Origin of the sequence: Chthonomonas sp. (assembly GCF_035294165.1) — a bacterium.
Lineage (GTDB): Bacteria > Armatimonadota > Chthonomonadetes > Chthonomonadales > Chthonomonadaceae > Chthonomonas.
Window position 1 is genome coordinate 26,313 of sequence record NZ_DATGLN010000249.1, and the last position, 26,163, is coordinate 52,475.

Genomic DNA, 26,163 nt, shown 5'->3' on the forward strand with positions numbered 1-26,163 from the left:
TGCTCCAGTCCTGATATGCCTTAATTGATGGCGGCACGTAGGGAGTCGAGAAACTCGATAGTGCGAAGGGGCCGCTCGGCGCGAAAGCGAATGAAGCTTCTGAGGGCACGCTCGATGTGAGGGACGACCGTCTTTGGCGGCGAATAGTGGAGCAGCGCTTCCGGTGAGGCTGTTTGCAGCGTTTGCAGCGCGGTGAGAGTGTCGGCGGGCAAAGGGAAGGCATCTAGAAAAGTATGCCGACAACGCATGCAAAGTGCCCCTCCGGCAGCCGGACTGAACCCGAAGGGTGGCTCCTGAAGCGGTTCTCCGCAGTGTGCACAGTATTCGATGGCAGGGGCGTAGCCTAAGACCTCCAAGAGGCGAATGTCGTAGGCATGGATAACGGAATCGAGCCACTCGAAGGGTTGTGTTAACAGCAGCAAGGCAGCGCAGGTGAGGTCAAAGACGGCTTCGCTCGATGTTGCATCGTGGTCGTGGGAGAAAACGTCGAGCAGGTCACAAATATAGGCGGCGCGGGAGAGGCGTTCAATATCGGTACGTAAAGCCGGATAGGCGTTGACGATCTCGCATTGGGTGATGATGTCGAGATTGCGCCCGGTAGCCAGCAGGAGCCGGACATGCGTGAACGGCTCCGTTGCACCGACAAGGCGACTGGTGGCGCGTTGCGAGCCTTTCGCGACGGCCGATATTTTTCCATGTTCTTTAGTAAAAAGGGTGAGGACGCGATCGTGCTCACCTAAACTTCGACGATGGAGCACGAGGGCCTGAGCGGTGTAGGTTGGCATAGGTTCCTCATTGAGTAAATGCGTTGAGATAGTGATAAAGCGATACAGAGAGATCGCTGAGCGCAAACCGTATAGCATCTCTTAAAACGGTTTGGACGGCTTGTTGATCGGTGATAAAAGCCGGTATACGCATGGTGTCTACGGAACGATGGTGCCAAAGCACTTGCCCACTGTTACTATCTATAAGATACCCTACGGCTTCGGCGTTACCTTCGAGTTGGGGTTCCGAAGTGTTAGTTGTTGCATCATGATCCGTCCAGTTGCGTAGTTCCAGATCGGTTATACGAAAGCACAGGAGATAGTCCGCTTTCATCTGTTTGGCGACGGTTCGGAGACGCTGGATATCCGGTGTTTCATCATGCCAAAGGGCAAGGGGGGATAGGTGAAGGCCTTTCAGCGCTTCTTCGGTAGCAGCGGGTGTATAGATTTGATGGTTTGAGAGAGGCAAAAGATTTATGGAGAGCAGATTGCTGCGATCGGTTGGGAGGTTTTGGGCACCTATGAGAAGCACATGACCTGAGGATTTAAATAGGATAGCATCTGCTACCTTGGGTGCAGGTACGGGCAAGATAGCCAATTGGACGGAAGGAGGAGCAAACGGCGAGGTCTGCCCGGTTTCTAAAGCATGAATGCCCATTTGAGCGGCCTGCAGTGCTGCCAGGCGGATGGCATCGATCTGAGTAAGTTCGTAGTTGGAATGGAGGAAGACATGGGCGATCTGCGCAGACCCAACAACCGGAATGGGGTCAAGTGAGGTTTCGGATGGAGATGAGATAGAGAGTATGCGCAGCGTAGCATGTAGGATAACGATACGGAAACTTCCATCCTGGACTTTTAGATTGCTTACATGAATGATGAGGGCGTAGTTTGTATGCAGCGCCATGCAGAGCGTGCGGATTTGGGCTGGCTTGAGAGGCCAAGCGAGATTCAGGTTCAGGGTCTTGGTCGCTTGTTCGAGAACAGTAGGCGATGGGGTTGCGATGGCGAATCGTTGTTTCAGCAACATCCGCAGTGCATCCTCCAAAAGCGCCTGTGCCGTCGGCATTTGCAAAGAGGGTGGCAGCTTATCTAGGGGTGCTGGCTGCGGAGTACCGAAGAGTGGGAGATTATGTACAAGCGAGTCGTCTTTATGGGGTGCATTTGGTAGGCGAATACCGATAGAGTCGGCAAGAAGCTGTTTTTGGTGCTCAAGCTCCTTTTGTACCGCTGGTGGTAGGATGGGAGTGGTGGGGCCAATCACCACAATTTGGCGTGCTATAGACAGCAACGAGGAGGGTGGGACGGCTTTTATGGGCAAGGTTAATAGCATCAGCCCGATGAAGCCGAAGGCGCTTCCAACTCGCATGGCCATTTGCCTATTGACAACTCTACTCCGCATTCGTATACTTTACCTTAATCGAGGCGTACTTAATAGCAAATGCGCCGTTTATCTCGAAACTTGTTTTAAGGATCGTGATGGATGTCTAGTGAAGAGAGAGAGCTTTATACGGTTGCCCAAGCGGCAGACTATCTTCAATTGACTCCCGCAAGCATTCGATCTTATATACGACAAGGGAGGATAAAAGCCTTTCGTGTGGCTGGCGGGCGTAAGATACTTATCCCTCGTGAAGAGCTTCGCGGACTGTTAGAGCCTGCGGTGTTGAGCGCTCGGCACACGGAATCGGACAAAACCATAAAAGATGCTTGAAGAACTCAGAGAGCTTTGGCGATATCGTTATCTACTCTATATGCTTGTTCGGCGCGAGTTGAAGGTACGCTACAAAAACTCTGTGCTCGGCTTTTTATGGTCTGGTATTCCGCTTTTACTACAAGTGTTTGTCTACACCTTTCTTTTTCGGAATGTGGTTGGGGTGCGCGCTCCAAACTACAGCGCCTATTTGTTAACCGGCATCATACCATGGACTTTCTTCTCCACAGCTATATTAGATGCCAGCCAGTCCCTTTTGATCAACTATCCGATCATTCGGAAGGTCTATTTACCGCGTGAGGTCATTCCACTGGCGAGCGTTCTAAGCAACTTCGTGCATTTTTTATTGAGTTGGGCGCTCTATTTCATCGTTTTTTTAGGCGTTGCCCCCCTCTTTGGTTTAGGGACACCGCTGCTTGGAAGCATGGTATGGTTTCCCTTCATCACGGTGATAGAGCTGTTGCTGGTGATTGGGTGTGCGCTTGTTGTGGCGTCGCTGAACGTTTTTTACGAGGACGTCAAGTTCATCGTTCAAACCGTATTTCAACTCGGTTTCTTTCTTTTACCTGTGCTGTACCCTGCCGATCAGATATACTATACATCACATCTCATTCGGGCGCATCCATGGCTCTATAAGGTGTACCTCCTCGATCCGATCGCGGCCATTATCACGGCTTACCGGTGCATGCTTTTACAGCCGATAAGCCCTAGCGCGTTCAATGCTTCGTTAAAGGGAGCAAAACCACTGCCGTTTGATTGGACGCTTTGGTTCGGGGCGTGTTTGCTTTCGTTTCTCATCGCGTGGGCAGGGTATGCCTATTTCAACCGGCGCAAGTGGCTTTTTGTGGAGCGGCCATGACAGAGACGATAATGGTTACAGGCCTCGATGAGGTCGGAGAGGGGAAACAGTATGCTGTGGTGGTATCCCATTTAACAAAAGAGTTTCGTGTTCGTTATAGAACATCCGTTAAGCGGCGACTAATTAGCCTTTTCGGCGGCTCGGAGCCGACGGTGAAACGTTTCACGGCGTTGAGTGACGTGTCGTTTTGTGTGCCTCATGGGCAGACCGTGGCGATCATCGGGCGCAATGGCTCGGGTAAATCCACGTTGATGGGGCTTTTGGCGCGGGTTTACAGGAAGACATCAGGCGATATCCGCCTTTATGGAGTAGATGGAGGAGCAGCACGGATCGCACCTCTACTGGAGTTAGGGGCGGGATTTCATATAGACCTGACCGGCGAGGAGAACATCGAGTTTTACGGGGCTATTTTGGGAATGTCGGCCCGTGAAATGCGCCAGAAGTTCGACCGTATTGTCGAGTTTGCGGAGCTTGGCGATAAGGTTCGAACGGCGGTGCGAAACTGGAACGACGGCGCACGGCTGAGATTGGGGTTCGCCATCGCGATCCATACCGACCCGGATATTCTATTAATTGACGAGGTGTTGGCGGTTGGGGATGAGGCCTTTCAGACCAAATGTTATCGGAAGGTAGAGGAGTTGCAGCGCCAAGGTAAGACGATACTGTTTGTGTCGCATGACCTTGCGAAGGTGGAGCGGGTAGCTCAGCGGGTTATATGGCTTATGGATGGGCAGATTCACATGGACGGTGAGGTGAAGACGGTTTTGGAGGCCTATCGTCTCTACAGCGCCACGCAGGCAGGTTCATGACAGTGGGTGAGCGAATGCGTTTATACTTAGGCATAGATGGTGGGGGCACGAAAACGGCGGCGACAATCATCACCGATGCAAAGGCCGTTGTCGGTGAAGGGACGGGGGGGCCGGGCAACATTGCGGTTACTGCCGAGCCGGTGTTGCGCCGTTCGGTGTTGGAGGGAGTAGGCCAGGCCTGTGCAGTAGCCGGTTTAGAGATCGCCAATGCCCATTTTGCCGGTGTTTGTGCCGCAATGGCGGGATATTCTGATGAGGAGAAGAGACTGCGGTTTTTTGAGCTGTTGAAAGGGCTTGTGAGGGCCGATCGGTATCGCATAGAGCCAGACTATGTGGCAGCCTATTGGGGGGCCACTCTGGGCGAACCGGGCATCGTGGTGATTGCCGGTACCGGGGCTGTGGCTTATGGACGGAATGCAGAAGGCGAGAGCTACCGTGAAGATGGGCTTGGATATCTGCTTGGGGATCGGGGAAGCGGATTTAATTTAGGACTTCATGCATTGCGTTATACGTTAGACCGAATGAAGGAAGGGAATATCGATCGGTTAGCGGCGGCCGTTTTGGAGTTTACCGGGGCGCAATCACAGAGCGAGATCGTTCGGTGGTTATACGGTGATTTTGTGCCGACGAAAGTAGCCGAACTGGCGCCGGTGGTGGGAGCGTTGGCAGAAGAGGGAGATAGGGCGGCAAGGGATTTGGTGGCAAAGATGGCTCGCTGTTTGCGTCATTCGGTGCGACAGGTTCGGCATAAGCTTTGGTTGCCAAGGGATGTGCCTGTTTATATGTTAGGGGGCTTGTGGAATATCGGGTCGTTTTTCCGTTCGGAGTTTATTCAGCCATCATGGCCTTTAGAAGAGGATAGCGATGATGCGGCCTCAGGGGGACGCTTTCTGATTGGAACACCGCGTGCCGACGCCGCCTATGGTGCCGCTTTATTGGCGATGGAGACACTGTAGGAAATGGCGCATCGTTCGGGTGTTGTCGAGGGCTGGTTTCGCGTCGAGTAGTTTAACCTGTTAAAGAAGCGGTGGCGGCACTATTGGAAGGTTCGATAAGGAGGAATCTGCTTCTGGAGGGAAGTAGGGGCTTAAGAGACTGTAATGTGGGGTGGTTCGTGAGAAGCAGAGGGCCTGTAAGCCGGGTTCTGTCTTTGTGTGGCCATCTCTCTGGGAAGTCGGTTACCCGACTCCTCTAGCGATCCACCGGGAGGGTCCGCGGGCCGCCTCATCCCCTCCCTTTGATCTTGCTCCCGATGGGGTTTGCCAGGCCGGTGTGTTACCACACCGCCGGTGCGCTCTTACCGCACCTTTTCACCGTTACCGCAGCCATACGGCCACGGCTGTGTGTTTTCTGTGGCACTTTCCGTCGGGTCGCCCCGCCCGGATGTTATCCGGCATCGTGCCCTATGGAGCCCGGACTTTCCTCTGCAGCACCCGCACACAGCGCGGCTGCAGCGGCCACCCGGCCCTCTGCATCCATTTTTCCATTTACTGTAATCTACGATAGGAGGTTCCTAAGCCTGCTGGGAGCTGCATCTCTAGAAGAGTTCAATATGAGGGCGAGGTGGCAAGGGATGAGGTTTTTGGGTACAGCGTCGGGCGAGTTGACAAAATGCACAGGTTGGTGAGTCGCATAGAAGTGCATCTGGTGCACCTTTCAAAAGGGCTACAGCCATCGAGACCACGGCGCGTACATTCATCCGTTGTGCGGGCAAAGAGCCGATCTCGCCGTAGCGGATAAGGCGAGCTTGGCGAAGCAACGGCTCGATTTTGACAAACCCTTCCGAGCAGCCGGGCTTACCGCGCATGGTTCGCCAGCGTTCACGACCAACTTTTACACGGAGGGTGGAAACGAGATAGGGAACCTCCGCCCAAACTTCCGCTAGATGAATCAGCAGGTTAGAACGTTGGTCTGTATTGAGCAGCAGTAGCTCGCCATTAAGACGATGGAGGTGAGCAAGTGGGCTTTCAGATCCAAAAGGAAAGTGAAAGGGGGCTGCGTGAGTTAGAAGAGCGGCGTTTGGGCCGATCGCGCTAAAAGAGAAAACCGGATGATGGCTTCGTTTGACTTTGGGGCGATTACGGACAAGCTCTGGTAGGGGGCCTACAAGCTGGATGTCGGCGGGTGTAGAGCGAATGCGGAAAACAGATGCAGGCGCACGTTGGGTAGCGGCCTCGGCCAACATTGGGGCCGGTGGTGGAGGGTCTACAGAAGTATAGGTAAAGGTCGGTACCATAAGTGTTCCCGTGGGGCCGAGTACGTCAAGAAGCGCGTCGAGGAGGGTTTGGGGAGAAGAGGATACAGAGGATGGCCACATGGAAAGCACAAGCAAAGTCATACCGGAACGCAGACCGAGTTTTTGGAGATCGGTTACCAGGCTTTGTGTGCTGGCCATGGGATGCTCCTTTGGAAGTCACATCGCAACAGCGAGGACATCAAAAGCAAAAGCGGATTGGAACCTCCAACCCGATGACGATAATAGCGGAGGAGGGACTCGAACCCCCGACACTTCGGGTATGAACCGAATGCTCTAACCAGCTGAGCTACTCCGCCGTAGTGAGTCAACCTCACGTTTTCTAGTTGCCTTTATATTTTACCATGAGCAGGCCGCGTTTTTCAAGGTGACGATGGAACCTGCACCGCGCTGTATGCAGAGGGAACAGGAGAAAGGGAGAGTTTTGGCGAACACAATAGCCATGATGAAGGAGGTTTCTATTTCAGGTTTTATGGAGAACAGGGCAAAGCAGGTGAATGAGGGAGTCAGCGCAAAGGCCGTCTGGGTTGCGCTGGGCCTTATTTTCCTTAGTGTGTGGTGGATCGTCTATTCGGAAATGCGCACGCAGGTCACCGAAATTACCTCAACTTCTCTGCCTATGGGCGTCATCTTTCTCCTGTTTCTACTGTGTTTTGGAAACGCCCTGGTGGCACGCTATTTTGGTAAAAACCTGCTGTCTGGGCCGGAGTTGGCTATTATCTACACTCTAACAGCCGTAGGCTCATCGTTGGCCGGTATTGGGATGGTTGGTTTCATGATGCCGGCGCTGGCAAACCCTTTCTATTACAACAATGCGACGAACCATTGGGCTAAGCTTGCAAGCCCGGCGCCTTGGTTTTGGGCACCGCATGATCCTCAGGCCATTCGTGCATTCTATTTAGGCAACAGCACCCTTTATACATGGGAGCATCTTCGGGCTTGGTTGGCGCCTGTGCTCTACTGGGGTCTCTTCTTTATAGCCTTGCTTGGTTTCTTCCTTTGTGTGGCTTTGCTGTTGCGACGCCAATGGATCGAGCAAGAACGGTTGAGCTATCCTATCATCGTGCTGCCCATGGAGATGACTCTCTATCCTGACGGTTTCTTCGGATTCCTCCGGCAACGTGGTTTGCTGATAGGGTTTCTCATTCCCGTGGTACTCCAGACCATCAATAGCCTCAACTACCTATTTCCCTCGGTGCCTTACATTCCGGTAAAGCCGACCATCAACGGCCCGCTAGACCTTGGCCCCCTGTTTACGTCACCACCGTGGAACGCTTTGGGCTACTTTCCTCTCGCTTTTCACCCGAACACTATTGGGTTAGCCTATCTGCTGCCGGCGGATGTGTCGTTCTCTTGCTGGTTTTTCTATCTTGTGCGGAAAGGGCTTGATGTTTTCTGCACTGCAATGGGTTGGCGTAGCCCACAGAGTAGCCCGGTGGTGAATCGCATTCCTTATTCGCCTGAACAAGGGGTTGGCGCTTGGATAGCCATGGCGATCATGGTGTTGTGGCTGGCACGTCGAGAGTTAAAGCGCTACGGATCGGCCGCGTTCCAGTTGCGTGGCTGCTGTGACAAAGAGGCGGCGTCGTTACGTTGGGCGGTGTGGGGCGCCCTTGTGTCGTTTTGCGGAATGGTCTATCTTATCGGGATAGGTGGAATGCCTATTACGCTTGTGCTGGTGATGCTTCTCGTAGTCATTGCGTACCTTTTGGCACTTACACGCATTCGAGTAGATGCCGGCACGGCCTGGCATTTCGGGCCGTTTATTCCCGCCCAGGAGGTGGTTGCAAATTGGGTTGGGCCGGCGACCCTCTCTCCTGCTTCTATAAGCACCTTGGCCTTCCATGAGTGGTACAACCTAGACTATCGTTCTATGACCGTGCCGCATCTTTTTGAGGGGTATCGTATGGCCTATGCAGGTAAAAGCTCGGTGCGCCGCCTCACTTGGGCTATGTTTCTCTGCATGCTCGTGGGGTATTTTGTGGCCTGTTGGGCTTCGTTACAGCTGTACTATACCTACGGTGCTGCAACCGCTCACGTAAACCCGTGGCGCATTCAGATGGGACAAATACCCTGGAACCTGGCGCAAGCGCACCAACAGTCGCTTCAGCACTACCCCGACTGGCCGGGAATCGAAGGGATGGTGGCCGGGGCGCTTATTACCTTTCTGCTGTTTTACGCGCGCTCTCAGTTCACGTGGTGGCCTTTTCATCCGGCAGGCTATGCTATCGGAAATACGTTTATCACAGACCTGCTTTGGTGTCCGTTCCTCGTGGGGTGGTTGGCAAAGGTGCTGATACTGCGTTATGGAGGGATGCAATCGTACCGCAGGGCGCTGCCCTTCTTCATCGGGCTTATTCTGGGCGACTACGTGATAGCCTGTTTATGGTCGCTGGCCGGTGTGGCTTTTCATATGAGCATGTACCGGTGCTTTCCGAATTGAGACGAACCGAGCAAAACCGCCTATGCTAGACCTACGACTTCTCTGCCCTGTGGTAACGACAAATACGCCACGAGAGCTAGCCATACCAACAACTTTAGAGGAGTGGCAGAAGTGGCGTCTCTTTGTGCGCGAGCGTATTTTAACGGTCGCGGGGCTTTCTCCTATGCCTACGCGTACGCCCCTGCATCCTCAGATATTTCGGCGTCTTGAACGAGATGGCTACTCTATCGAGACAGTTGCGATAGAGACATTGCCAGGTTTTTGGCTCTATGGTAATCTCTATCGGCCGTTGCCCTTGCCGGAGGTATCGCAGCCGGGCGTCCTTATTGCCCATGGGCATTGGGTGGCAGGGCGTTTAACCGATACGAGCGAGGCCTCTTTCGTCGCTTGCGGCATTGCCATGGCGCGGGCCGGGTGGACGGCTTTTGCCTACGATATGGTAGGGTATACCGACACCACGGGGGTAAGTCATCAGTTTGCCTCGGAGGCTGAAGAGGCTCTGTGGGGGATCAGCCTCTTCGGTTTACAAACATGGAATAGCCTACGCGCTCTCGATTTTCTTCTCTCCTTGCCTCATGTTGACCCTGTTCGGGTGGGGATGACAGGGGCCTCTGGAGGGGGAACACAGACGATGATGCTTGCTGCCATTGACGATCGGCTGAAGGTGTCGGCTCCCTGCGTGATGGTTTCTCATACCATGCAAGGCGGTTGTCTCTGCGAGAACGCACCAGGACTGCGAATAGATTTCTCTAATCTCGATATCGCGGCTGTTCACGCGCCCAATCCGCAGATTCTCGTTGGAGCCACAGGTGACTGGACCAAAGATACGCTTACCGTCGAGGGGCCTTCTATTGCACGCATCTACGCCCTCTACGGGCATCCAGAGCGTTTTCGGTATCGGCTATTGGACTATGGGCACAATTTCAATGAGGCCACGCGCCGAGAGGTTTATACCTTTTTGGCAGAGCAGTTTGGTAGCGAGGCGATTCCAACTGACCTGTCGTTTCCCAAAGAACATGAGGAGGATATGCGCGCTCCGCAATGGGCGAGAACACGCGGCATGGGTGAGGCGGAGCTAAAAGAGACGTTGCGACGCCAAGCGGCGCAAACCTTAGCAGAGGCCATGCGGTTTGCTTTTAAGGATAGGAAGGCTATGCATGAGCGGTATTTCCCTCTATGGAAGCATGTTTTGGCCATCGCGTCGCCTAAGGATGACGATATTGTGTGGGAAGTAAAGAAGGTAGAAGACGGGATAGAGGGGCAGCGGTTGCAGGTTGCTTTTGGACGAGCGGGGAAGCAGGAGCGGCTGGAGGCCGTTCTACTAGAGCCTCATCTACAGGACAGCGGATGGGGGGCTATTCTTATTGGTGGTACGGCGGAAGCGAAAGGAGACGATCCGTTCCTTCTACCGCTCTTAAAGATGGGGTTGCGTTTGCTGATGCCGAAACGGTTAACGCCCGGCACTGCGGAGGAAACTGCACGTTATGATTATTCCAGGGATTTTTTCAGTACCTACAATCGAACATTGATTCAAGAGCGTCTGCAAGACCTGCAAACCTCCATACACTTCATGAAACGGCTTGGCGTGGAGCACCTTGTGGTTATTGGCAGAGGGGTAGCAGGGCTTGAGGCCCTATTAATGGCGCCATTCGCCTCGGTTCTGGTCGCTGATGCGCAAGATGCGGAAATGGAGCAGGTGGCGTTCTGGAAGAGTTCCGAGCGATTCTTGCCCGGCATCCTGCGCTTAGGGGGTGTGGTGCTATCACTTGCATTAGCCTTATCACATCCTGTGTTCCTGTACAACACGGCCGATCGGTTTTGCGAACCGGCGCACTTCGACGAGCTGTCGAAGGTTTATGGGAATGCACTGCATTGGACACGAACGGAGCCTTCCAGCGATGAGGTGATTAACTGGATAGCTCAGAATCTCCGTTTTCGATTAAAGGAGGGTTAATGAATGGACGATGCCTCGATGGTGGCGGCTTCTGTTGCGTCGTTCTCCCCTTTAGGAGAGATGGCCATCGGTTTAAGTTGAAGGCTCAGCAGGAACGCGATGGCCATAAGCACAGCGGAGCAGAAGAAGGGGACTCCGGTTGCATTTGGTAGGCCGATAAGATAGTTATTGATAGGTGGTGCGATGATGCGAGCAAGGCTACCCAGACCTTGTTGAACGCCGCTGAGAGTTCCTATCTCCGATGGGTCTGCAGCATGGGTAATAAGAGCATTGAGGGATGGTGTCATCACGCCCATCGCTATCGCAATGCAGACGCTGAGGAGGTAGATGCCTAATAGAGAGGGTGCTAGGCCGATGCCGATAAGCGTTAGGGTCATAAGCATAGCGCCAAACCGAACGAGGTAGTGCTCGCCGATAAAGTGGGCTAAGCCACGCACGATGAAGCCTTGTACCACGAGGCTTGAGAGACCCACTATCAGGAAGATACGACTCGTTATGATGGCCTCCATCTTTTCGAATTGGTGCTGGCGCACGATATCGGGTAGAGAGGCCCACGGTTGAGCGAGATGGTGGGCTTGCCATGTGTGTATGGCCATCTGTTCAAGGGTGCTATGGAAACGCAGGATAACCAGCCATGAGAAAGAGGACTCGACGGCGGTGAAGGCGAAGGTAACGAAGGCAAAAACCAGGAGTTGGGCGCGAATATTCGCATCATGGAATGCGGCTGAGATAGAGCGGAGAAGGGCGAGGGGGCCTTTTTCTAAGGTGCCCTCGGTTGCAGCCTCACGTCGGGCTAGTGAGAGGCTTTCTGGCAGCATAGCAAGTGCCCACAGGAAGTTGCAGAAGGAGAGGAGCGCTGCCAGCAACGCAGGGGTAGCGATGGGGGAAAGAGAGCCAATAGCGATGCGACTTGCATAGCCCCCGACCACTGGCCCGAAGGCGAAGCCGAGACCGAAGGCGATGCCGAGCACTGCCATACCGCTAGCGCGTTTTTCGGGTGGGGTAACATCGGCAATATAGGCTTGAGCTGTTGGGAGGCTTGCGGAGGTGAGAGCTCCTGCAGCCACGCGAGCGAGGAAGAGAACGAACAGGTTGGGGGCTAACCCAAAGGTAAGAAAGGTGCCGGCGGAGCCGCAAAGCCCAATGAGAATAACCGGTCGGCGCCCGATGCGATCCGAAAGGCGGCCCCAGAGAGGGGCTGTGAGAAACTGCATAAGGGAGTAGCACCCCAGCAGCATGCCTCCTACCCACGCGCCGCCGCCATAGTGAGAGATATAGACGGGGATGAGAGGTAGGATAAGCCCGAAACCGAGCATGTCTATGAACAGCGTTAGCGCCAGAATAAGCAGTGGCGAACGCCGCATCTCTCCTGTTTTGCTTTGCCTTCTCAATTTTGAACTCCCTATCTATTTTACCGATAAACACCCCCATTTCGTGGCATTCTTCCGAAGTCCGCCGTTTTTCATGGAGGGCCGGGGAGTAGGATGGCTAGAGCTGATGGGCAGAATGTTGCAGGAGAACTTGATTGGTAATAAGGTGAGGCGGCTGCATGAGAATTTGGTAAATAGTCTCCGCCACCTCTTCAGGTTTTAGAAGCAGTTCGGTTCGCGGCTTTCCCGACAGGGCATTCCAGAAGGGTGTATCCACTCCGGAACAGCAGATGTTGGTGATGCGAATGTTGTGGCGTTTAACCTCCTGGAGAAGGGCATTGCTGAAGCCGATGACGGCATGTTTGGTGGCGCAATAGAGGGCGGCATTGGGGATGGTTTTTATTCCGAGAATGCCGGCAAGATTAACGATCAACCCCTGTTTCTGTTCGATCATATGGGGAAGGACGGCTTGAGTGAGGAGCATTGTGCCTAAAACATTCACTTTCCACAGTTGTTCCATGCTGGCGTTATCTACTTCGAGAAAGGGGCCAATGGCGCCGACACCCGCACTGTTTATAAGCACATCTATTCGTCCGAATCGGCGCAGTGTAGAGCCTACGAGGCGTTCGACATCGAGTGGGTTGGTAACATCGGCTTGCACGGCATGGAAAGTATCGGCGGGAGGTGTTAGCTCAGAAAGAGCGGCTTCGAGGCGTTCGACGCTGCGACCCGCGATCGTCACTGCTACCTGAGGGTCTGTCAAAAGCCGTTTTGCGGTAGCCTTACCGATGCCGCTACTTCCTCCTGTAATAAGAACTACCTTTTGAATGTCGTGCATCTTTTTCTCCTTTCCGGGTCTCTGTTATTAGAGAATACGACAGGCGAAGATATATTTCTCCACAATGATATATCAATCTTGCTCCGATTCGCCTTTAGGCAGGAATTGAAGGAACCATTGAAGAATAAATGACAAATAGCCCAGAATCATGAGGAGGTTACCGATAGAGGATGAAGTTTTATGTGCAGGCCATAGGACTGTTTGGGGTGCTATTTGGGTTAGGGGTGGCTGTTGCCCAAGATGGGACGAACCAAATGACGAAGAAGCCCTCGTATCCTCCTCTGAAAGACCCCGCCTCGCTTGCGGCCATTGCCTGTGGTGAGCCGCCGTTACAGACCATCCTTTGGAGGCAGGGGTATAAGGTGAATACCGTTCAAGATGAGATAGAGGCGCAGCGCTTTGTGAAGGCCGGCCGAGGGCCGGTTATTTTCAAGCCGATTGCTGCCTATGGGCTTTATAAAATTTGTAGCGCGGGTTGGTACCCCGTAAAGCCGGCCTCGACGGCCTCTGATAATTTGCCGCCCCCACCGGAGAAGCACCTGTTGTGGCGTATAGATGCACCGTATAATAAGCAGGACTTTCCTCCGGTGATGCCGGGTAGTAGTCTTCAGTTCGACCCGGGGCGGCAAAGATTCGGGCTATGGGTCTCGACTGCTGGTTTCCCCAACGAGACGATCTGCACAGAAGATGCCTTACAGGTTTATGACCCTCGCTTTAAGCCGGACGACCGGCACAAGGCCCATGTGATTCCCGCGCGGGACGCCTCGGGTAAGCTCATCCCGAACACCTATCTCATCGGCTGGGAATACTCGACGAATAACGACGATCAGGATGTGGTGACATTGGTAAGCAATGTGAAACCTGTGCATTGAGGGTGATCTGAGGAGGACACTCATGGAGAGAGCGCGGAAAAATGGAAGCACCCCGGCTGTTTCCCGGCGCGTTGAGCGACAGGAGGAGCCGGAAGTTCAGAATAGGCGCGATGCCCTAGGGATCGTCATCGAAGGCTCTTTGAGCAGAGGTCTGGTGATGCGTCTTGCTGCTGACAAGAGCGTGGAAGACCTACGGGCCGGGAAGTTTTTGGTGGTTGAAGGACAGAGGAATCGCTTCTTTGCTATTCTCGGAGATGTAGAGCTGGCCGCTATTCACAAAGATATTCTTTTGAACCCTCCTCTACCAGAAGAGCGATTGCGCCGCGCCGTGTTGGCCGGAACAAGCGCTTACGGCCTGGTGCATTTGCGCCCCATGATTCTACTGTCCATTGATGAGGAAGAGGATGCGGAACAGATAGCAAAAGCCGATGATGAGCTACTGCCAGTTCGCACCGTACCTTCGCACTTCAGCGCCGTGTATGAGGCCACGCAAGAAGATGTGAGCCGTGTATTTGGGGCAGAAGGGGAGGGAAAGCCCTATTTTTATGTGGGCACGCCGTTGGACATGGACACGCCGGTGTGTATCAATATGGAAAGATGGATTGAGCGTTCAAATGCCATTTTCGGCAAATCCGGCACAGGTAAAACCTTTCTTACCCGCCTGTGTTTGTGTGGGGCGATCAAGGCAAGAAATGCGGTGCACCTTATTTTCGATATGCATAACGAGTATGGTTGGGAGGGGCGATCGGAAACCGCGCAGGGCCGGAAGGTAAGAGGGCTAAAGCAGTATTTTGGTTCCCAAATTGTCATCGCGACCCTCGACAGAGAGTCCTCGCATACTCGAGGCGTTCGGCCGGATTTCGAGGTGAAGATAGGTTATAAAGAAGTTGAGATTGACGACATTCTGCTGTTGCAAGACGAGTTGAATCTTAACGAGACCGCTCGCGAGACCTGTTACCTTTTGGAAAGGATTTATGGGAAGAACTGGTTGGGCGAGCTTCTGAACCTGGATTCATTTGCCATTAAGGAGCTTTGTGCGGAGTACAATATCCACTCCGGCGCCTTAAGTGCGCTACAGCGCAAACTTACGAGCTTAATTAGGGACTGTGGTGATTTCCTTGTTCCCGAGTTACCTCCTGGAGAAGACCCTATACAGCGTATTGTTAGCGAACTGCAGCGGGGGCATGATGTGGTGTTAGAGTTTGGCCGCCACGACAAACCACGGCAGTACATGCTCGTCGCCAACATTCTTACACGACGTTTGCATGATCTCTATGTACGAGAGACCGAGAAAGCGTTAGGCGGCCAAGGGAGCGAGCCGAAGCATCTCATTGTGGTGATAGAGGAGGCGCATAAGTTTCTTTCGCCTTCTTTGGCGCATCAAACCATTTTTGGCACGATCGCGCGGGAGATGCGTAAGTACCATATGACGCTCCTGATCGTAGATCAGCGACCGAGCCAGATCGATCGGGAAACGCTTTCTCAGGTCGGCACGCGCATCTGCTGTCTGCTAGATGATGAGAGCGATATAGATGCGGTTCTCACGGGTATAATGGGCGCGTCCGATTTGCGAACGGTACTGGCGAGTTTAGAGACGCGCCAGCAAGCGCTCATCTTCGGTCACGCGGTGCCTATGCCGGTAGTTGTACGTACTCGTACGTATGATGACGACGCTTTTAGGCAGGCCATGATGTCGTCTGTTGTAGGTTCTCCTCAGCAAAACGGCAGCGCCGATTTTGAGCGTGAGCGCGATCGAGATTTCTAAAAGCATTCGGGAGGTATCTGTTTGAAGCGTTTTCGGCGCGCGTGGTGGCTGCTATCTGTAGCGCTTTTGCCGAATCTCCTTACCGTTCATGCTGCTGCAATAGAATCCGGTGACTCTTCTTCCCAGAACAAGCCATCTTCGGCTACAACAAACGGTACCCTTGTGGTAACGGGAGCGAAGTTGTTGCGTCAGAACCTCGCCAATGGCAGTTTGGAGGCACCGGAGGGCGCTACAGTCGTCTACACTGCCCCGGATGGAACACAAACGACACTGAAAGCCGGCTCTTTTTTTTATGACGGCATGAGTGCGGTGGCCGAGGCTAGGGGACCGATCTCCTTGCAGCGTGCGGAGGGTATATTTACCGGCGAGAAGCTAACCTACAATTTTCGCAATCGCGAAGGCACCCTTGATCAGGCTCGTCTCGAAACCGATCTCTTTCGGGCTAGCGGCAGTCGCATCGAGCTTTCATCTGATGGACGCGATACGCTTTATAATGCCCGGTTCACCACCTGCACGTTGGCTCATCCTGATTACGTGATACGGGCACGACGTATTCGGCTGGTGCCGGGACAATATGTGCAGGCCGATGGCATCACATTTCAGGTAGGACGTGCTGTTTTGCCTGCGCTTCCTTCTTACCGATACAGTCTTGGGACGGGAGGCGGCTCGCCGACACTGCTTCCAGGCTACGATCGAACCGACGGCCCCTACGTGTCCATTAGCCAAAGTCTGTTAGGTGGCATCCGAAGCAGTCTAGATGTGAACGCTCGCGTAGGGATTAAGACGTTACCGGTTGGCACGGTGGATTATGTGCTAGCTCTGCAGCCTGTGGCTCGCAGCTTTTCTGCTCGCGCGGTGCTAGGCGATGTTGCCGATCCACTGCAGGGTACTTTAGAACGGCTTGCTCCACCGATCTATAGCCGTGATCCCCATGAAATTACCTTTCAGCCTCGGTCCAGTTTTTTTTATGCGATGTTGCAGAACAGGCAGTTCGTGTACAACCGGAATTTTACCAACATCTCGGTTTCCCGTTTCCCGGAGGTGGGGGTACGATTTGTGAATATGTTTGGTAGTCGTGAGTTGCCGGCAGAGCAGGCTCCCTCGTTAGCGGCGCCTTTGCAGGTAGATGTTGCGGCCTATGGAGCCGAAATTAACGAGTTGCCTTCACATATCACCGCGGCGCGTTTTGGCTTGCGCTCCGATCTGATCAGCCCGGCAATCGTTATCGGGCGACGGATATCCCTTCGTTTCGCCTTTACGAACTGGTTAAGCTACTACTCCACAGGGACGGCTTATGCGATACTCTCACCTGAGGCGGGGTTGGACTATCTTCCCACCCGAACTTCGCGCCTTAACGTGTCCATTCGTCATTTGGCGGATGTGGGAACGACTCCCTTTCTGTTTGATCGTAGGGATGTGCGCAACGAGCTGCGCATGCAGTATCAGGTGGGGGGAACGTGGGCGTTTGGATTGATGAGCCATATTGATTTAGACCACAACCGCGCTTACGACAACGAGTTGGCCGTTATTCGCAACTTCGATTGTATGCAGGTAGGGGTGTACTATCGCACGCGCTCACAGCAGTTTGGGATCTTGTTTAATCTTCTTCCGGCGGCTCGGCGAGCGGTGGGCGGTCGGCCCCTTGTTTCACCACAACCCGCTGGCGTTGGGGACTTAGCCAAAAAATGACCAGAGAAATAATCCCGATTCCTAGAATGGCATTAATGGTCACCGCTCGCGTGGCTCCGAAATGGTCGGCGGAGAGGCCGATAAGCAGTCCACCCACCGGTTGAAGGGCATTAAAGACAAGGGTATAAAGGGCCATAACCCTTCCTCGTAGGGCATCTGGAACCTGCTCTTGTACAAAGGTGTTTGCGGATATCCCGCAAAGAATCATACAGAAGCCTATGAGGAGAAGGCAGACGAGCGCCAACCGATAAGAATGGACGCTGATGAATAGCAGGCTTGAAAGCCCTAGGCCGATGGCACCGATAAAGATGGCATAACGGCGTGGGATGCGCAGACCAAACCAGGCCAAAGAGAGGCCGGCCAAGGCGGCGCCTAGGCCGTTGGTTGAGACCATAGTGCTGTAGCCTTGTTTGCCTACGTGAAAAAGCTGAGCAAAGACCGGTAGAAGCGTGGTAACAGGCCATAGGAGAAGGCTGGCTGCGGCGATAAGGACGATCACCTGCAGCACCGGACGGGTACGGCGAACATAGGTTAGGCCCTCTTTGATGGGTTGGCGATGCGGTTTTATGGTTTGGTTTTCCATGCGCATGAGCAGCAGCGAGAAGATAACCGCTAGGAAGCTTATTCCGTTCCAGAAGAAGCAGGCCGCGGCGCCCTGTTGCACGAGGACGAAGCCGGCGAGTGCCGGGCCAATGAAGCGGGCCATGTTAAAACGGAGTGAGTTGAGGGCGATGGCTCCGGGCAGTGCGCGTCTATCATCTACCATGTCGGTGACGAAAGCCTGCTGAGACGGCATAGTATAGGCGCGAACGATGCCGAGTAGGCCCGCCATAAGAGCGATGTGCCAAGGCTGGATAGGAATGGGCGAATGTGGCCATGCCAGAAAAGCTAAGGTGAAGGCAAGGAGCATGGCTGCCGTTTGTGTGATGAGCAGCACATTGCGACGGGGATAGCGGTCGGCAACCTGTCCTCCGGCGAAGGCGAAAGCCACATAGCATAGCGCTCCGGTGCCGGATACGATGCCCAACCAGGTGGCCGATTGAGTGAGGTGGTAAACAAGCCAGCTTTCAGCGACCTGTTGCATCCAGGTACCGGCTACCGATATAAGCTGTCCTATGAAGAAAAGACGAAAGTTCCGAAAGCGAAAAGGATAGAGGGGGCCGATCCGCTCTTCGGTTAACACGGCCTCTCCCGCATGGGCAAAGGCAGGATGGTTAGAAGAGTCTTTTGTTTCTTCCATGGAGTTCCGCCAATATGTTACCCGCCTCGGAAAGGTTTTGGATAAGTTCCCATTGCAAAGGCGAGTAGGGTATACTAATTCTATCGAAAAAGTAAGGATTCCGCCCTTTTTAGGGAACGGAGGCTATGAGGAAAGCGTAAATTCAGTCATGAGCACACTACTCCGGTTATCTGAGGGAGCCGGCTCTGAGAGCGCTTACACCCCTGCTACTTCGCCCGATCCCGCTTTACGGCCGCACCCGGTGGGTCTGTTGGAACTGATCGGGAACACACCGCTGTTGCGGCTACGTCGGGTGGTTCCGAAGAATCCACGTGTTACCATCTATGCGAAAGCCGAGTGGGCCAATCCTGGAGGCTCTGTGAAAGACCGCCCGGCACTTAACATGATACTGGAAGGGGAGCGAAGCGGCGCCTTGCGGCCTGGCAAGATCATTCTCGACGCTACCTCCGGGAACACGGGCATTGCCTACGCAATGATCGGTGCTGCCATGGGATACGAGGTGCATCTGTGTTTGCCTGCAAACGCCAGTGAGGAGCGCAAGCAGATTTTGCGTGCCTATGGGGCACAGCTTATTCTCACCGATCCACGGCTCTCTTCTGACGGAGCTATTTTAAAGGCGCGCGAACTTTATGCGGCGCAGCCAGACCGCTATTTCTACCCAGATCAATATAACAACCCGGCCAACTGGCGTGCGCACTACCTCACTACAGCACCGGAGATATGGCATCAGACACACGGACGCATAACCCATTTCGTGGCCGGTTTGGGCACGAGCGGCACTTTTGTAGGAACGGGGCGTCGCTTGAAAGAGTTTAATCCAAACATTCGCCTTATCTCGTTTCAGCCCGACTCGCCCTTCCACGGTTTGGAAGGGATGAAGCATATGGCCAGCTCGATTGTGCCCGGCATTTACGACCCCAATTTAGCGGACGAGAACCGCGAGGTCTCTACGGAGGAGGCCTATGCCATGGTGAAACGGCTGGCGCGCGAGGAGGGCGTTCTGGTGGGCATCTCGGCGGCAGCGGCGATGGTCTGTTGCTTAAAGTTGGCTGAGGAGTTGAACGAAGGGGTCATTGTGACGATCTTTTGTGATACCGGAACGCGCTATCTTTCCGATCGCTTCTGGCATGAGGGGGAGTAAGTGATTCGCATTCCGAAGGGGGTTGAGGAAGCCATCCGTGCCCATGGTGCGAAGGATTATCCTCGTGAGTGTGTAGGAGCCTTGCTAGGAGGGCTGGATGGTGAGATTCGCATCGTGCAAGAAGCGAGGCCGTTACCCAATACATTCGATCCCTCTTGGGAGGCTGATGTGCGCGGAGGAGCGATCGAGGATGTCCCTGGGCAAGAACGCCGTTACCTTGTTTCACCGGACGCGATGTTTCGGCTGCTGCGGGAGGAGCGAGAGACCGGGGTGAAGGTTCTGGGGTTCTATCACTCGCACCCCGATCATCCGGCGAGACCAAGCGTCTTCGATAGGGACTGGGCGTCACCGTGGTATATCTACTGTATTCTCTCGGTGCGGCAGGGTGTGCCGCAGGAGTTGACCGCCTGGCAACTCGATGAGGCCGGCGATGCTTTTTTAGAAGAGCCTATAGAAATCGTATAGAATCATAATTCAGAGGGAAGAGACGATGCCTAAGATACTTGTGCCCACATCACTACAGCAGTTTGTTGGCGGAAACGACGAAATCAACGTCGGAGGAACTACCGTCAAGGAGGCGTTAGATCAGTTACTCGAGCGCTATCCCGATTTAAAAAAGCACCTTTATAACGATAAGGGCGAGTTGCGTCACTTTGTCAATATCTACAAGGGGGCCGACGACACACGTGCTTTACAGGGCCTTGAGACGCCGGTAACCGATACCGATGAGCTTAGCATTGTGCCCTCCATTGCGGGCGGTGTGGGAGTGGAGATGGCTCGGATCAACCCGAACGCCCTTTTGCCAGAGGAGCGCGTAGAGGCTGTTAGCTTTAGTAACGAGGAGATACTGCGCTACAGCCGTCATCTTATTTTGCCGGAAGTGGGGCTTGAGGGGCAGAAGAGGTTGAAAGCGGCGAAAGTGCTGTTGATCGGTGCGGGCGGCCTAGGGTCGCCACTTGCTCTTTATCTGGCGGCAGCGGGGATAGGCACCATTGGCTTGGTGGATTTTGACGCTGTAGACCTAACCAATCTGCAGCGGCAGGTGATACACGGCACTAACGATGTGGGGCGCTCTAAGCTCGAATCGGCGAAGGAGACCATTCTCGATATCAATCCTCACGTAGAGGTTATCGGGTTTGAGGAGCGGTTTACTTCGCAGAACGCCTTAGAGATCGCTCGCGACTTTGACATCATTATAGACGGAACCGACAACTTCCCTACGCGCTACCTCACCAATGACGTGTGTGCGTTGCTAGGGAAGCCCAATGTTTACGGCTCGATCTTTCGGTTTGAGGGACAAGCATCTGTATTTTGGGCAGGACATGGTCCATGCTACCGGTGTCTATTTCCCGAACCACCCCCTCCAGGTTTAGTGCCCTCTTGTGCCGAGGGAGGGGTGCTGGGCGTATTGCCCGGTATTGTTGGGTGCATTCAGGCTATTGAGGCTATCAAGTTGATATTGGGCATCGGTAATCCGCTTATTGGACGATTGCTGACCTTCAATGCACTAAAGGTGCAGTTTCGTGAGCTGCGTCTGCGGCGTGACCCGGCCTGTCCGCTTTGCGGCGAGAATCCCACCATTCATGAGCTGATTGACTATGAGGAGTTCTGCGGCATCCGCGGGGAAGAGGCACCTCCTCCGCAACTCGATGCGATCGAGGAGATCACGGTTCGCGAACTAAAGCGCCGCATGGATTCGGGTGAGAAGCTTACCATTATTGATGTGCGTGAGCCGCATGAGTACGCTATCGCCCGCATTCCCGGCACGCGACTTATTCCGCTAGGGCAGATCGAGGAGCGTGCTAATGAGCTTGACCCGAATCAGGAGATCATACTCCATTGTCGCAGCGGCAAGCGCAGTGCAGAGGCCCTTCTTAAGCTAAAGGCGAAGGGTTTCAAGAACCTTAAGAACCTTAAGGGTGGTATTTTAGCTTGGAGTGAAGAGATAGACCCAAGCGTACCGAAATACTGAGCCAATGCGCCTTGAGGCCGATGCGATTATTGCAGGATACGGTGGACGGACGGTTCTTCATGCCGTCCGTCTTGTTTTTCAGACGGGGGAGTTTGTAGGGCTTTTGGGGCCTAACGGTTGCGGAAAGTCCACCTTATTGCGTGTGCTTTCTGGAGTCTTGGCGCCACAATCGGGTTGTGTGACCCTAGATGGAGAGGTTTTATCGCAGATTCCTCCTCACGTCCGCGCTCAGAAAATCGCCTTCGTACCTCAGTCTGAGCCTGCCTTGTTCGATTTCACTGCTCTCGATGTGGTACTTATGGGGCGCTATCCCCATCGGGGTGGGAGGGGATTTACCGAAGAGGATTATGCAATTGCCCGGCGCTGTATGGCAGAACTGGATATTCTTTCCTTGGCCGAACGACCGATCACCCAACTCTCCGGAGGTGAGCATCGGCGGGTGTTGATCGCACGGGCTTTAGCGCAGGAGGCTCCTCTGCTGCTATTAGACGAGCCTACGGCGCATCTCGACATAACGCATCAGATAGAGTTGCTGCAACACATTCGAAGGATGGTTGAGCGTGGTCAGGGAAAAGTGGGTGTTATCGCCGCTTTGCACGATATCAACCAGGCTGCGGAGTTTTGCGATCAGCTTGTACTACTGCGTGCCGGGCGAGTGGAGGCTTATGGAGCACCCGAGACCGTGCTAACGGCGACCCACCTGCGGCGCGTCTATGATGCCGATATACAGGTGGGGCTGAACCCAGCAACGGGAAAGCCAACGCTGTTAAGCGTACGACCGGTGCGTTCCGGGGAGGCACGTGGGAGGCCACATGTGCATTTGGTATGCGGCGGAGGTTCGGGTATAGCAATTATGGGTACACTCGTTCATCATGGTTACGTGGTGAGTGCCGGGCCGCTCAATCTGCATGATAGCGACCAGGTGGCTGCCGAAGCGTTGGGGATAGAGGTGATATTAGAGGCGCCTTTCGCCCCTCTTGGCCATGAGGCCTGCGCTGCAGCCAGGGTGATGATGCAGCGGGCTGACTTGGTGTTTGTGGCTCCAGTTCCCTTCGGACACGGCAATATACCGGTGTTGGATTTGGTTCGGGAGATGCAGACTATGGGTAAGCGGATCGTGTTGTTGGGCGATAAGCATTTTGCAGCCCGTGATTTTACGGGGGGGGAGGCGGCGCAACTTTTAGCGCAACTATGCCACCAGGGGGCGGAGTGTTATGCCACGTTGGAAGAATGGCTGGCTCATGAGGAATCCACACAAAACTCCCCCTTTCCTGCTAGTTAGGGGGAGCAAGCGAAAGTGTGTAACCAATTGTTTACGCTGTTAATTATTCAATAGCGCGACGGTTTCCTGATTCAGCAGAACGTAGAGGCCGTAGATACCTAAGAGAGTGCCAAGCGGAAAGTTGAATAGCTCTAATATCGAGAGTATGATCCCTAATATTCGGCTCCAACTTCTTCGGGTGAGAAGGCCATAGCCAAGGATAAGGCCTGGCAGGCCAATGATGAGGAGAAATGCCCCGATTGCTGCTCCGACACCGCTGGCTAAAAGCGCCCCCGCAGAATGATTTTGCACGCTACTCCCTACGCCTGCAGCAAGGCCTCCGAGAATGGTGATGGCGCCAAAGATGGCGAATGCTGCGTTAAGTAGCACATACAGCCAACCAAGAATTTTGATATGTTGCTCCATAAGCGTAAGTTGCCTCCTTTTGAGAATAGAGGTATTTAAGATATAGAGATGCCGTATGCCTCTCCGGTAGTAAATACGACAGACTAATGAAAAACTCCTGCTTTTTTCTAGACGAGCATTTCTCTTAGTACAATGCATCAATAAGCCCTCGAATCATCGTTTTATTTAGAAAGAATGAGACTAGCTTCTTCATTAAATAAAACGACAAGCCCGTAGACGCCTAAGATCGTGCCCAGAGGAAAGTTAAGCAGATCGAACAGAGAAAAGACGATCCCGAGCGGGCGGCTCCAACTTCTCTCGGTCAACAGTCCGTAGCCAAGAATGAGTCCGGGCAACCCAAAAATAAGCAAGAAGGCGCCTAAGAACACTCCCATGCCACCCAGAACGTAGGCTGGTAAAGCGTCGTGCACCAGTGCTCCGGTACCTGCGCCGACGAAGAGGAGAAAGAGAAAGAGTGCGATTCCCGGCAGGACATAGAGCGCACTAATGGTAATATGCAGCCATGCTAGTACTTTGATATGGATTTCCATATAACGTCCCTCCCGTTATGTTTCTCCTGCTTATTTGTTCGAAGGATCGGGCCTCCGCACCGGAAGATTTTCGTGACTGTTAGCGGCAGAGTACGGTTTTGGCCTCTCCTGTCGAGAGAATGGCGAAGGTATAGATGCCAAGAAGGGTTCCTACTGGAAAGTGCGCTAGCAAGAAGAACGACATGACCAGGCCAAGTATGCGACTCCAACAGGCTTTTTTAAGCAATCCATAGCCTAAAAGCACGCCCGGAGCACCGGTTGCGCAAAGGAAAAGACCGATGAATAGCCCTGCTGTGTAGACGGCGAGAGGGGGTATGTGAGTCCATTCACTGACGTTATGGCCTAGAAACAGCACAAAAAGCAGTATAGCACCCCCGACGATGAGTGAAAAGATATGGAGGGCTATATGCAACCACCCTAGCACCTCGATATGGGTTTCGACATCCATCTGCTAGCTACTTTCGGACATTCGCTTGCGGGTCGGGCGCATAAGTTGTTCTGTAGTTATAGACGGAGGTTATTTACAACGGGTTTCAAAGACTTGAGAGTGGTCATGGATGCAACCGCTGTAGTATCTAGGGCTATTCGTTACGACCGACCCTTACATGCGATATAACTCATGCCGATTTCTTGGTGAAGTTGAAGAATTAGGCATCGAGAATATGCTAAAACACAATAGAGCAGCCTCAAAAGAGAGGGGATGATAGAACTTTGAGGCTGCTCTGAGAAGTTCACAGGAAGAGCTTCACTCTATATTTGAGAAGAGAAGCAATGGCTAGCCCACGCCCGGAATTTTGACCGGAACGTCATGAATGGTCATGCCGGCCTGCTTAGAAAGCGCGTCTACGCTTGACAGGGAGTTATTGGCATTATCAATACCTTTTTGGTCAAACACTTTATTCTTCAGATTTTGGCCTACGCTTGCGAAGGCGGCTTCCATGCGATCGATGGCTCCGGCGAGTTTATGTAGCAGAGGGCTTTTACTGGTGTGTGCCAGATGATCGGCAGCTTTGAGACGGTTGACGGCAAATAGAGTGGCCAAACCTGCCTTCACCAACGCCGCGGTTCGGTGGGGGGCACCAGGTTGAAAAGCGCCATGTTTATAGGGGTTCCAAACCCAGTGGTGGAAGGCAAAGAAGGCGACACCCACATCCGTGATGAAGCGCGTCTTATCAAAGAGCGCAGAGGCTGGTTTGCTAAACAGGGTAAAGCTTGTAAGCATTGTGGCCGCGAGGGCCATGGCAAGCAGGGGGCGCTTATGGTGAGTTAGCATGGTTAACTCCTCCTTTTGTAAATGGTATCTTGCCAGCGAGTCCTTCCAAAGGATCGCGTGCAGTTATTAAGACGGAATGCGATGCTAAGGGGTTTCATGATCTAGTTTGTTTAGGTTATCGGTCACGATGTCCGAATTTCCTCTCAGAAGGGCTATTCTTCCCTCAATGCGATACCAGGCGATACGGTCTACGTAGTCATCTTCGGCAAATACATCCCAACCTTTGTCTAGGGGATTGTGGGTAGCGGCAACACAGGCGTGATTATCGAACCAACCGCTCTGTTTGCCCATAGCGACACTGGGGGCCATTTTGCCCACAAGCAGGCCGTTGGATGTATAGTGATAAATGGTGGCGTTGCGGCCTCCACCGGCCAGGCACCCGCCTCCAGGCAGGAAACAGATGCCGGGGCAGACCTCGGGCAACGGCACAGCCCAAAGTCGCTTGCCGAATTTATCGAAATGCACCAGCGTTGTGCCCCCCATCCAAAATGGGTTGTTTGGGGGCGAGGGCCAGACACGGCTCCAACCAAGGGCGTAGACGCTACCGTCATCTGCACGCTGAGCCATAGTGGGGTCGAAGCCAAATGAGGAGGTGTCGCGCGGAATCACCTCATGCGCGCTAGCCCAGTTATAGGTGGGATTGCCATGGGAGTCTAGCTTTCCTTTAGGTAGTTCCCAGATGCTATGGGTATTGAGATTTGCAAACCATATGTTACCTTCATCGTCTACATCCATACCGAACACGATAACGTTGCCTTTTCCTGGAGGGGCAAACCAGAGAATCTCGTTAGCTTGAGGGTAACCGGTTCCATGTTGATCGTGCCATGTCCACTGTTGTGGCAGACTGGGGGCAAGTTGTTGCCAGTGGCTTTGCCCGGTTGCATCGGGGTCACGACCTCCTACAAGTGCAGCAAGATGGAGGGTATGCCCTTCAAGTCGGTAGACTTGAACGCCGTCTCCGGTAGGCAGAAAGAGAAAGTGGTGGCCTTGAAAAG

24 protein-coding genes, 1 tRNA gene and 1 other RNA gene are annotated in these 26,163 nt (G+C 53.6%); 13 read left to right on the top strand and 13 right to left on the bottom strand.

Annotated features, from left to right (window positions below; translation table 11 throughout):
• Positions 1 to 20: 20 nt before the first annotated feature.
• On the bottom strand, positions 21 to 785 hold the full coding sequence (gene recO, locus VKV29_RS13935) for a DNA repair protein RecO (RefSeq protein WP_324201924.1): 765 nt from the start codon (positions 783 to 785) through the stop codon (positions 21 to 23).
• A 7-nt stretch (positions 786 to 792) separates the two neighbouring features.
• Positions 793 to 2,130 (bottom strand): hypothetical protein, encoded by a 1,338-nt coding sequence (locus tag VKV29_RS13940; RefSeq protein WP_324201925.1) that lies wholly within the window; start codon positions 2,128 to 2,130, stop codon positions 793 to 795.
• 114 nt (positions 2,131 to 2,244) lie between these two features.
• Between VKV29_RS13940 and VKV29_RS13945 the strand changes: the two genes are divergently transcribed.
• From VKV29_RS13945 to VKV29_RS13960, 4 genes are read left to right on the top strand one after another with little or no spacing between them, the layout of a single operon-like run.
• A complete protein-coding gene (locus VKV29_RS13945) occupies positions 2,245 to 2,472 on the top strand; it encodes a helix-turn-helix domain-containing protein (protein ID WP_324201926.1) in 228 nt (75 codons plus the stop codon).
• Complete coding sequence (locus tag VKV29_RS13950) at positions 2,465 to 3,331, top strand: ABC transporter permease (RefSeq protein ID WP_324201927.1); 867 nt, start codon at positions 2,465 to 2,467, stop codon at positions 3,329 to 3,331. Before VKV29_RS13945 ends, VKV29_RS13950 begins: the two co-directional genes overlap by 8 nt.
• Positions 3,328 to 4,140, top strand: a complete 813-nt coding sequence (locus VKV29_RS13955; protein ID WP_324201928.1) for an ABC transporter ATP-binding protein — start codon at positions 3,328 to 3,330, stop codon at positions 4,138 to 4,140. Before VKV29_RS13950 ends, VKV29_RS13955 begins: the two co-directional genes overlap by 4 nt.
• Before the next feature lie 14 nt (positions 4,141 to 4,154).
• A complete protein-coding gene (locus VKV29_RS13960) occupies positions 4,155 to 5,096 on the top strand; it encodes an N-acetylglucosamine kinase (protein WP_324201929.1) in 942 nt (313 codons plus the stop codon).
• 161 nt (positions 5,097 to 5,257) lie between these two features.
• Here the strand turns inward: VKV29_RS13960 and rnpB are convergent.
• The 3 genes from rnpB to VKV29_RS13975 all read right to left on the bottom strand — a co-directional run bounded on the left by rnpB (position 5,258) and on the right by VKV29_RS13975 (position 6,693).
• Positions 5,258 to 5,613, bottom strand: an RNA gene (rnpB, locus tag VKV29_RS13965) — RNase P RNA component class A.
• Between the two features lie 64 nt (positions 5,614 to 5,677).
• On the bottom strand, positions 5,678 to 6,535 hold the full coding sequence (locus VKV29_RS13970) for an AAC(3) family N-acetyltransferase (RefSeq protein ID WP_324201930.1): 858 nt from the start codon (positions 6,533 to 6,535) through the stop codon (positions 5,678 to 5,680).
• 84 nt (positions 6,536 to 6,619) lie between these two features.
• A tRNA-Met gene (locus VKV29_RS13975) sits at positions 6,620 to 6,693 on the bottom strand.
• A gap of 125 nt (positions 6,694 to 6,818) precedes the next feature.
• On the opposite strand from VKV29_RS13975, the gene VKV29_RS13980 reads away from it, so the two are divergent.
• Positions 6,819 to 8,837: a DUF6785 family protein gene (locus VKV29_RS13980; RefSeq protein WP_324201931.1), complete on the top strand. Its 2,019-nt coding sequence runs from the start codon at positions 6,819 to 6,821 to the stop codon at positions 8,835 to 8,837.
• A 22-nt stretch (positions 8,838 to 8,859) separates the two neighbouring features.
• The gene (locus VKV29_RS13985; RefSeq protein WP_324201932.1) at positions 8,860 to 10,791 is read left to right on the top strand and encodes a hypothetical protein; all 1,932 of its coding nucleotides are present in this window, start codon (positions 8,860 to 8,862) and stop codon (positions 10,789 to 10,791) included.
• Here the strand turns inward: VKV29_RS13985 and VKV29_RS13990 are convergent.
• Positions 10,788 to 12,155, bottom strand: a complete 1,368-nt coding sequence (locus tag VKV29_RS13990) for an MFS transporter (RefSeq protein ID WP_324201933.1) — start codon at positions 12,153 to 12,155, stop codon at positions 10,788 to 10,790. The two genes, VKV29_RS13985 and VKV29_RS13990, sit on opposite strands and share 4 nt — an antisense overlap.
• Before the next feature lie 124 nt (positions 12,156 to 12,279).
• Positions 12,280 to 12,999, bottom strand: coding sequence for an SDR family oxidoreductase (locus tag VKV29_RS13995; RefSeq protein WP_324201934.1), 720 nt, complete (start codon positions 12,997 to 12,999; stop codon positions 12,280 to 12,282).
• Positions 13,000 to 13,169: 170 nt separating this feature from the next.
• Between VKV29_RS13995 and VKV29_RS14000 the strand changes: the two genes are divergently transcribed.
• The 3 genes from VKV29_RS14000 to VKV29_RS14010 are packed head-to-tail and all read left to right on the top strand — an operon-like array spanning position 13,170 to position 17,325.
• On the top strand, positions 13,170 to 13,871 hold the full coding sequence (locus VKV29_RS14000; RefSeq protein WP_324201935.1) for a hypothetical protein: 702 nt from the start codon (positions 13,170 to 13,172) through the stop codon (positions 13,869 to 13,871).
• 22 nt (positions 13,872 to 13,893) lie between these two features.
• Positions 13,894 to 15,636 (top strand): ATP-binding protein, encoded by a 1,743-nt coding sequence (locus VKV29_RS14005; RefSeq protein ID WP_324201936.1) that lies wholly within the window; start codon positions 13,894 to 13,896, stop codon positions 15,634 to 15,636.
• 21 nt (positions 15,637 to 15,657) lie between these two features.
• Positions 15,658 to 17,325 (top strand): hypothetical protein, encoded by a 1,668-nt coding sequence (locus VKV29_RS14010; protein WP_324201937.1) that lies wholly within the window; start codon positions 15,658 to 15,660, stop codon positions 17,323 to 17,325.
• On the opposite strand, the gene VKV29_RS14015 is transcribed toward VKV29_RS14010, so the two are convergent.
• Positions 17,234 to 18,565, bottom strand: coding sequence for an MFS transporter (locus tag VKV29_RS14015; RefSeq protein WP_324201938.1), 1,332 nt, complete (start codon positions 18,563 to 18,565; stop codon positions 17,234 to 17,236). The genes VKV29_RS14010 and VKV29_RS14015 overlap by 92 nt on opposite strands.
• On the opposite strand from VKV29_RS14015, the gene VKV29_RS14020 reads away from it, so the two are divergent.
• The 4 genes from VKV29_RS14020 to VKV29_RS14040 are packed head-to-tail and all read left to right on the top strand — an operon-like array spanning position 18,564 to position 22,960.
• A complete protein-coding gene (locus VKV29_RS14020) occupies positions 18,564 to 19,706 on the top strand; it encodes a cysteine synthase family protein (RefSeq protein ID WP_343217380.1) in 1,143 nt (380 codons plus the stop codon). The genes VKV29_RS14015 and VKV29_RS14020 overlap by 2 nt on opposite strands.
• Complete coding sequence (locus VKV29_RS14025; RefSeq protein WP_324201940.1) at positions 19,707 to 20,171, top strand: M67 family metallopeptidase; 465 nt, start codon at positions 19,707 to 19,709, stop codon at positions 20,169 to 20,171.
• A gap of 25 nt (positions 20,172 to 20,196) precedes the next feature.
• Positions 20,197 to 21,678, top strand: a complete 1,482-nt coding sequence (locus tag VKV29_RS14035; protein ID WP_343217381.1) for a ubiquitin-like small modifier protein 1 — start codon at positions 20,197 to 20,199, stop codon at positions 21,676 to 21,678.
• Positions 21,679 to 21,682: 4 nt separating this feature from the next.
• Complete coding sequence (locus VKV29_RS14040; RefSeq protein WP_324201941.1) at positions 21,683 to 22,960, top strand: ABC transporter ATP-binding protein; 1,278 nt, start codon at positions 21,683 to 21,685, stop codon at positions 22,958 to 22,960.
• A 39-nt stretch (positions 22,961 to 22,999) separates the two neighbouring features.
• On the opposite strand, the gene VKV29_RS14045 is transcribed toward VKV29_RS14040, so the two are convergent.
• The 5 genes from VKV29_RS14045 to VKV29_RS14065 form a co-directional block, all read right to left on the bottom strand.
• Entirely contained in the window at positions 23,000 to 23,365 is a 366-nt protein-coding gene (locus VKV29_RS14045) for a hypothetical protein (protein WP_324201942.1), read from the bottom strand.
• Between the two features lie 161 nt (positions 23,366 to 23,526).
• Complete coding sequence (locus tag VKV29_RS14050; RefSeq protein ID WP_324201943.1) at positions 23,527 to 23,895, bottom strand: hypothetical protein; 369 nt, start codon at positions 23,893 to 23,895, stop codon at positions 23,527 to 23,529.
• A gap of 79 nt (positions 23,896 to 23,974) precedes the next feature.
• Positions 23,975 to 24,343 carry a hypothetical protein gene (locus VKV29_RS14055; protein WP_324201944.1) on the bottom strand — a complete coding sequence of 123 codons (369 nt, stop codon included), beginning with the start codon at positions 24,341 to 24,343 and terminating at the stop codon, positions 23,975 to 23,977.
• 327 nt (positions 24,344 to 24,670) lie between these two features.
• Positions 24,671 to 25,168: a hypothetical protein gene (locus tag VKV29_RS14060; RefSeq protein ID WP_324201945.1), complete on the bottom strand. Its 498-nt coding sequence runs from the start codon at positions 25,166 to 25,168 to the stop codon at positions 24,671 to 24,673.
• Between the two features lie 84 nt (positions 25,169 to 25,252).
• A partial coding sequence (locus VKV29_RS14065; RefSeq protein WP_324201946.1) for a hypothetical protein occupies positions 25,253 to 26,163 on the bottom strand: 911 nt, incomplete at its 5' end.

Coding starts and splice junctions, on each gene's coding strand:
- VKV29_RS14020 (WP_343217380.1), top strand. CDS start 18,564: ATGGAGTTCCGCCAATATGTTACCCGCCTCGGAAAGGTTTTGGATAAG.
- VKV29_RS14005 (WP_324201936.1), top strand. CDS start 13,894: ATGGAGAGAGCGCGGAAAAATGGAAGCACCCCGGCTGTTTCCCGGCGC.
- VKV29_RS14060 (WP_324201945.1), bottom strand. CDS start 25,168: ATGCTAACTCACCATAAGCGCCCCCTGCTTGCCATGGCCCTCGCGGCC.
- VKV29_RS14040 (WP_324201941.1), top strand. CDS start 21,683: ATGCGCCTTGAGGCCGATGCGATTATTGCAGGATACGGTGGACGGACG.
- VKV29_RS13985 (WP_324201932.1), top strand. CDS start 8,860: ATGCTAGACCTACGACTTCTCTGCCCTGTGGTAACGACAAATACGCCA.
- VKV29_RS13955 (WP_324201928.1), top strand. CDS start 3,328: ATGACAGAGACGATAATGGTTACAGGCCTCGATGAGGTCGGAGAGGGG.
- VKV29_RS13990 (WP_324201933.1), bottom strand. CDS start 12,155: ATGCGGCGTTCGCCACTGCTTATTCTGGCGCTAACGCTGTTCATAGAC.
- VKV29_RS13995 (WP_324201934.1), bottom strand. CDS start 12,999: ATGCACGACATTCAAAAGGTAGTTCTTATTACAGGAGGAAGTAGCGGC.
- recO (WP_324201924.1), bottom strand. CDS start 785: ATGCCAACCTACACCGCTCAGGCCCTCGTGCTCCATCGTCGAAGTTTA.
- VKV29_RS14050 (WP_324201943.1), bottom strand. CDS start 23,895: ATGGAAATCCATATCAAAGTACTAGCATGGCTGCATATTACCATTAGT.
- VKV29_RS13960 (WP_324201929.1), top strand. CDS start 4,155: ATGCGTTTATACTTAGGCATAGATGGTGGGGGCACGAAAACGGCGGCG.
- VKV29_RS14000 (WP_324201935.1), top strand. CDS start 13,170: ATGAAGTTTTATGTGCAGGCCATAGGACTGTTTGGGGTGCTATTTGGG.
- VKV29_RS14015 (WP_324201938.1), bottom strand. CDS start 18,565: ATGGAAGAAACAAAAGACTCTTCTAACCATCCTGCCTTTGCCCATGCG.
- VKV29_RS14035 (WP_343217381.1), top strand. CDS start 20,197: ATGCCTAAGATACTTGTGCCCACATCACTACAGCAGTTTGTTGGCGGA.
- VKV29_RS13940 (WP_324201925.1), bottom strand. CDS start 2,130: ATGCGAGTTGGAAGCGCCTTCGGCTTCATCGGGCTGATGCTATTAACC.
- VKV29_RS14045 (WP_324201942.1), bottom strand. CDS start 23,365: ATGGAGCAACATATCAAAATTCTTGGTTGGCTGTATGTGCTACTTAAC.
- VKV29_RS13970 (WP_324201930.1), bottom strand. CDS start 6,535: ATGGCCAGCACACAAAGCCTGGTAACCGATCTCCAAAAACTCGGTCTG.
- VKV29_RS13950 (WP_324201927.1), top strand. CDS start 2,465: ATGCTTGAAGAACTCAGAGAGCTTTGGCGATATCGTTATCTACTCTAT.
- VKV29_RS13945 (WP_324201926.1), top strand. CDS start 2,245: ATGTCTAGTGAAGAGAGAGAGCTTTATACGGTTGCCCAAGCGGCAGAC.
- VKV29_RS14055 (WP_324201944.1), bottom strand. CDS start 24,343: ATGGATGTCGAAACCCATATCGAGGTGCTAGGGTGGTTGCATATAGCC.